Source organism: Bacillus sp. 05T31 (genome assembly GCF_056396725.1).
Genome location: NZ_JBFTMA010000267.1, coordinates 1 through 5202, shown reverse-complemented (window position 1 = coordinate 5202; position 5202 = coordinate 1). Strand labels below are relative to the sequence as shown.

5 protein-coding genes and 2 pseudogenes are annotated in these 5202 nt (G+C 36.8%); all 7 read left to right on the top strand.

Going from position 1 to position 5202, the window contains the following annotated elements; translation table 11 throughout:
* Positions 1-66: pseudogene (gene yjjX / locus AC1DJR_RS16525) on the top strand (DUF84 family protein); the annotation flags it as partial.
* A gap of 83 nt (positions 67-149) precedes the next feature.
* A complete protein-coding gene (locus AC1DJR_RS16520) occupies positions 150-464 on the top strand; it encodes a thioredoxin family protein (protein WP_002015619.1) in 315 nt (104 codons plus the stop codon).
* A 79-nt stretch (positions 465-543) separates the two neighbouring features.
* Positions 544-1356, top strand: a complete 813-nt coding sequence (locus AC1DJR_RS16515; protein ID WP_002129459.1) for a DUF1444 domain-containing protein — start codon at positions 544-546, stop codon at positions 1354-1356.
* Positions 1353-1967: a YtpR family tRNA-binding protein gene (gene ytpR, locus AC1DJR_RS16510; RefSeq protein WP_477003045.1), complete on the top strand. Its 615-nt coding sequence runs from the start codon at positions 1353-1355 to the stop codon at positions 1965-1967. Before AC1DJR_RS16515 ends, ytpR begins: the two co-directional genes overlap by 4 nt.
* A gap of 143 nt (positions 1968-2110) precedes the next feature.
* Positions 2111-2455, top strand: coding sequence for a thiamine transporter (locus AC1DJR_RS16505; protein ID WP_429686635.1), 345 nt, complete (start codon positions 2111-2113; stop codon positions 2453-2455).
* A gap of 40 nt (positions 2456-2495) precedes the next feature.
* Positions 2496-3452, top strand: coding sequence for an N-acetylmuramoyl-L-alanine amidase (locus AC1DJR_RS16500; protein ID WP_477003044.1), 957 nt, complete (start codon positions 2496-2498; stop codon positions 3450-3452).
* A 156-nt stretch (positions 3453-3608) separates the two neighbouring features.
* Positions 3609-5202, top strand: a pseudogene (locus tag AC1DJR_RS16495) (DNA translocase FtsK); the annotation flags it as partial.

The window sequence follows — 5202 nt, the reverse complement described above, 5'->3', positions numbered from 1 at the left end:
GAATTATTTGTACACGTTGTTAAGTTACTTGTTGGGCAATATAAGTATGATGAAAAGCAAGCATAAACCTTGCACCATGCGCGATGTATGGTAGTATAAAGAAAAGATTATAGTGTGAAAAAGTGCACTCGTTAGAGGAGGAAATATAGATGAAATCATTAGAAAGCATGGAACAATTCCAAGAATTAAAAAATGAAGAGAATGTAGTCTTCATGTTCTCAGCAGAATGGTGCCCAGATTGCCGTTTCGTTGATCCATTTATGCCAGAAGTAGAAGAGAAGTATAGTGATTTCTCATTTTACTATGTAGATCGTGATGAATTTATTGATTTATGCGTGAAAGTAGACGTATTTGGCATTCCAAGCTTTGTAGCGTACAATAAAGGTGAAGAAACTGGACGCTATGTAAATAAAGATCGTAAAACACAAGAGCAAATCGAAGAGTTTATTGAAGGTTTAAAATAAGACAATTAGCCAATAGAATTGTAAAAACAACCTCTACCTTCGCGGGGGAGGTTATTTTTTTGGAAGGGAGGAAAAAGAGATGAAAATGACAAGTAAAAAGATGAAAGACGAGTTAATGAAGAAATTATCTCGACCAGAATGGGACTTTCATTATGATAGCGAGAAAGAAGTTCTTCGTATTGAACAAACAGACTCGAAAAAAGGTATTAACGTATCACTTCCAGGAGTAGTTGCAAAATGGGAAGTGAACAAAGAAAAAGCAATTGAAGAGGTCGCTTATTACGTACAAGAAGCGCTAATTGCAATGCATAAAGAAGAAAATAGCACGGCGAAAATTTTACCTGTTATTCGCTCTACTTCTTTCCCGAAACAATCAGAAGAAGGAAATCCGTTTATTATGACGGACCATACGGCGGAAACACGTATTTACTATGCGCTAGATTCTAATAAAACGTATCGATTAATTGATGAGCGCTTATTGCAAAAATTAGAGCTTACAGAGGAACAAGTACGTGAAATGGCATTATTTAATGCTCGCTCATTAGGATATGAATTTAAGCAGGAGACAGTAGCAGGTAATACATTCTACTTTTTAAACACAAATGATGGATACGATGCGAGTCGTATTTTAAACGAATCGTTACTACACTCGATGCGTGAAAAGATCTCTGGTGATATGGTTGTTGCAGTTCCTCACCAAGATGTATTAATTATTGCTGATATCGTCAACGAAATCGGTTATGATATTATTGCACAAATGACAATGAAATTTTTTGCCGAAGGGCATGTTCCGATTACATCACTTTCATTCGTATATGAAGATGGGGACTTCGAACCAATCTTTATTTTAGCGAAGAATCGGAAGAAGACAGATGGAAAAGAGAAAGGATGAACGAAGTGAACGTTTTTTACAACATTGAAGGAATTGGTGACACTTTAATTGTTACCTTACAAGATATTACTTTAGAAAACCGTACATTTGACCGCAAAGGAGATGTTGCTCGCGTATACGATCGTGAAAGCAACGTAACAGCAGGATTCAACATCTTTAATGCGTCTTCTTATGTAGAAGTAACAGACAACGGAAACGTTACATTAACGAAAGAGTTTGTTGAAAAAATTAACGGAATTTTAGCGAAGAATGGTTTTGAAGAAAAAGTAGAAGCTGATTTCACGCCGAAATTTGTTGTAGGCTATGTAGCTGAAAAAGAGAAGCATCCAAATGCTGATAAATTAAACATTTGTACAGTAGAAATCGGTACAGAAACATTACAAATCGTATGTGGTGCACCAAACGTTGATGCAGGACAAAAAGTTGTTGTTGCAAAAATCGGTGCTGTAATGCCAAGTGGTATGTTAATTAAACCAGCTGAACTTCGCGGTGTTCCTTCTTCTGGAATGATTTGCTCTGCACGTGAGTTAGAGCTTCCAGATGCTCCAGAAGAAAAAGGTATTCTTGTATTAGAAGATAGCTTTGAAGTTGGACAAGAATTTAAATTTTAATTGATGTTAGAAAAAGTAGTCTCGCATATGTGAGGCTATTTTTTTGTGCGAAATTCCTAGGATTGTAACGTTTCCTCTCAAAATCTATATTGTATTTCAAAAACGGATTAGGTAAAATTTAGAAAAAAGAAGGGGGTAGACGTATGAAGCAACAACCAAAAATTGCAGAACTTCTGAAACGAATTGAAACTTCAAAACAGCAAGATATCGAACTAGGTTCCTATGAAATATATGTGTTTAGCGAAAATGAATTAGAAAAAGGACAAATCGGTTATCGATATGATAAACATAAAAATTCATTAATAAGTGAAGAAAGTGGAAAATGGAAAGAGGAATGGATTGTTATCGGATATGAAACGGATATGGGGGATCCTATTTTCGTAAATGTAGCTGATGATGCTTATCTAGTCTATACCGCAGAGCGTGGTACAGAAACGTGGCAACCCGTTCATATTGGAAATATGGATGAAATTATAAAACAATTATAAGAAAAACTTTGAGACCGGTGCAAAGTGATGGGAGAGAAGCATGAAGTATATAAAAATAATGAGCATGATTGCAGTCATTGGAATATATATGGGAGGTTGTTCACAAGAACAACCGAAAAAAGAAACAACATCTTCTGTACAAGAAAAAAATAACGATAAAAAAGAAGACGYACCGGTAGAAAAGCAGCAAGAAGAACAAGAAAAGAAAGAACAGCCGCAAGCAATTCAAACGAATGAGCAAGTGGAACATAAGCAGGAGGAAGTGTCGGCCAAAGAAAAGACAGAGGAAATCCCGCCGGCGCAGACAACTGAACAGCCTGTACAAAATAATGAACAAAAAGTAGAGAGTAATGAAAAACAAGAAAAGTTTCTCGTCGTTATTGATTCAGGGCATCAACAAAAAGCGAATTTAAATTTAGAGGCAATTGGTCCAGGAGCAACTACGCAAAAATATAAAGTAACAGACGGAACAGCGGGAGTTGTAACGAAAAAGAGGGAATCAGTTCTTGTATTAGAGATGGCTTTTATATTGAAAGAAAAACTGGAAGAAAAAGGTATACAAGTATTGATGACGAGAACGTCACATGAGGTTGATATAAGTAATAAGGAACGAGCAACATTCGCGAATGATCATAAAGCGAATTTATTTTTGCGCCTTCACGCAGATGGTTCTGAAAATCCAAATCAAAGTGGATTTGCTGTATTGACACCGGCAGAAGGAAGTCCGTATACGAAAGAGATTTATGCTGAAAGTCTTCAAATCTCTCAAACGATAGTAAATAAAATGAGAGAGAATCATCAAGTGAAAGTAAATGGAATTAAATTTCGGGATGATCTTTCTGGATTTAATTGGGCAAAAGTTCCTGGCGTGCTATTAGAACTTGGATTTATGTCAAACCCTGAAGAAGACAAAAAATTATCTGACCCACAGTATGTAAATTCTTTATTGCAAAGTGTAACGGATAGTGTGGATGAATATCGGAAGGGTAAAGATTAAACGAGGTCTTACATGTAAGACCTCGTTTTTCTATATGAAAAACAATCGTAAATTAGAATATTATGGATAAAACCAATATGCTTAATTTTACCTGCACTTTTTGCCGAATGYTGATACAATAAAGGATGTTACTATTTAGTAGAAAGAGTGGTAAACATGTTAGATTGGATGAAAAAGCTGTTTAACAAAGAGGAAGAAAAAACAGTGATGAATAAAGAAGTACCGGCACAAATTGAAAGTCAGCCGAAAATTCCTCGTGTAAACCACTACACTGAAGCAAGAGAAGCACAAATGGCAAGTCGGAATGCAGGGAAATGTCGTTTTCCATTAATACCAGATAATGGCTTCGATGAGGAGGATGTAAGAGAACTGCCTAACTTTGAAGAACAACCTATTCAAAGAGGAGYATATGAAGAACAGCCTACTCAAAGAGGAATAAAAGTGGAAAGAAGCAGACGACCGTATGTGGAAACAGAAGCACCTACATATGAGGAACCGGAATTGCAATATGAACCGGAACCAGAGCCTGTCGTAAAAAAAGCATTCGTACCGTCGCAAGAAAGTAACCGTAGACCATTTCGTCCAACAGAAATGATTTCTCCGATTTATGGATATAACCGTCCTTCAGTAGAAACGAAGGTTGTGCAGGAGGAAGAAAAGGTAAGAGAAGATCTTGAAATATCTGTTGAAGGAAAAGCTGTTGTTGACGCATGGTTAGAGAAAAAGGGATATACATTATCTGACTTTTCGGGAGTTCTACAAGGAAGTTCATCTGTTAAGAACGGAGTGAACGAACGAAGTAATAAAGTAGAAGAAAAATCGGTTGTGGATACATGGTTAGAGAAAAACGGTTACGAAGTTGAACGGCAAGCCCCTTCATTAGAAGAAAGCCTAAGTGATGATTTGCTTCATAAAACAGTAGGACAGCATGTGGAAAAAGAGGCTACAATTGTACAAGCCTTGAAGCAGGAGCAAGATGTAGTGGCGTTATCATCTACAGAAGATAACGAAGAAACTTTACAAGAAGAGTCAATAGATTCTAAAGTAGAGCATGTGTATTCGATATTAACAGAAGAAAATGAATGTAATACAGAAATAGAAGAAACTGTTGCTGAARTTGCAGCAAATCAAGTCGAAGAAGAAACCTTAGAAGATGTAGTGATTGTAAAAGCAGATGAAAAGCTTGAAGAAACAATTACTATAGAAATACCAGATGCTTTTGAAGAAGAAGCTAAGGAAGCAGAAGAAGTTGTGGAATTAGAGARATYTGAGGAAGCRRCAGAAGAAGTTGTGGAATTAGAGAAACCTGAGGAAGCGACAGAAGAAGTTGTGGAATTAGAGAAATCTGAGGAAGCGACAGAAGAAGTTGTGGAATTAGAGAAATCTGAGGAAGCAGCAGAAGAAGTTGTGGAATTAGAGAAATCTGAGGAAGCGACAGAAGAAGTTGTGGAATTAGAAGAAACTGAGGAAGCAATAGAAGAAGTTGTAGAATTAGAGGAAGCTGAGGAAGCGACAGAAGAAGTTGTGGAATTAGAGGAAGCTGAGGAAGCAGCAGAAGAAGTTGTAGAATTAGAGAAATCTGAGGAAGCGACAGAAGAAGYTGTGGAATTAGAGAAATCTGAGGAAGCAGCAGAAGAAGTTGTGGAATTAGAGAAACCTGAGGAAGCGACAGAAGAAGTTGTGGAATTAGAAGAAACTGAGGAAGCAATAGAAGAAGTTGTAGAATTAGAGGAAGCTGAGGAAGCGACAG

Bases quoted from the DNA above. Each gene is read 5' to 3' on its own strand.
- AC1DJR_RS16520 (WP_002015619.1), top strand. From the start codon at position 150: ATGAAATCATTAGAAAGCATGGAACAATTCCAAGAATTAAAAAATGAA.
- AC1DJR_RS16515 (WP_002129459.1), top strand. From the start codon at position 544: ATGAAAATGACAAGTAAAAAGATGAAAGACGAGTTAATGAAGAAATTA.
- AC1DJR_RS16505 (WP_429686635.1), top strand. From the start codon at position 2,111: ATGAAGCAACAACCAAAAATTGCAGAACTTCTGAAACGAATTGAAACT.
- ytpR (WP_477003045.1), top strand. From the start codon at position 1,353: ATGAACGAAGTGAACGTTTTTTACAACATTGAAGGAATTGGTGACACT.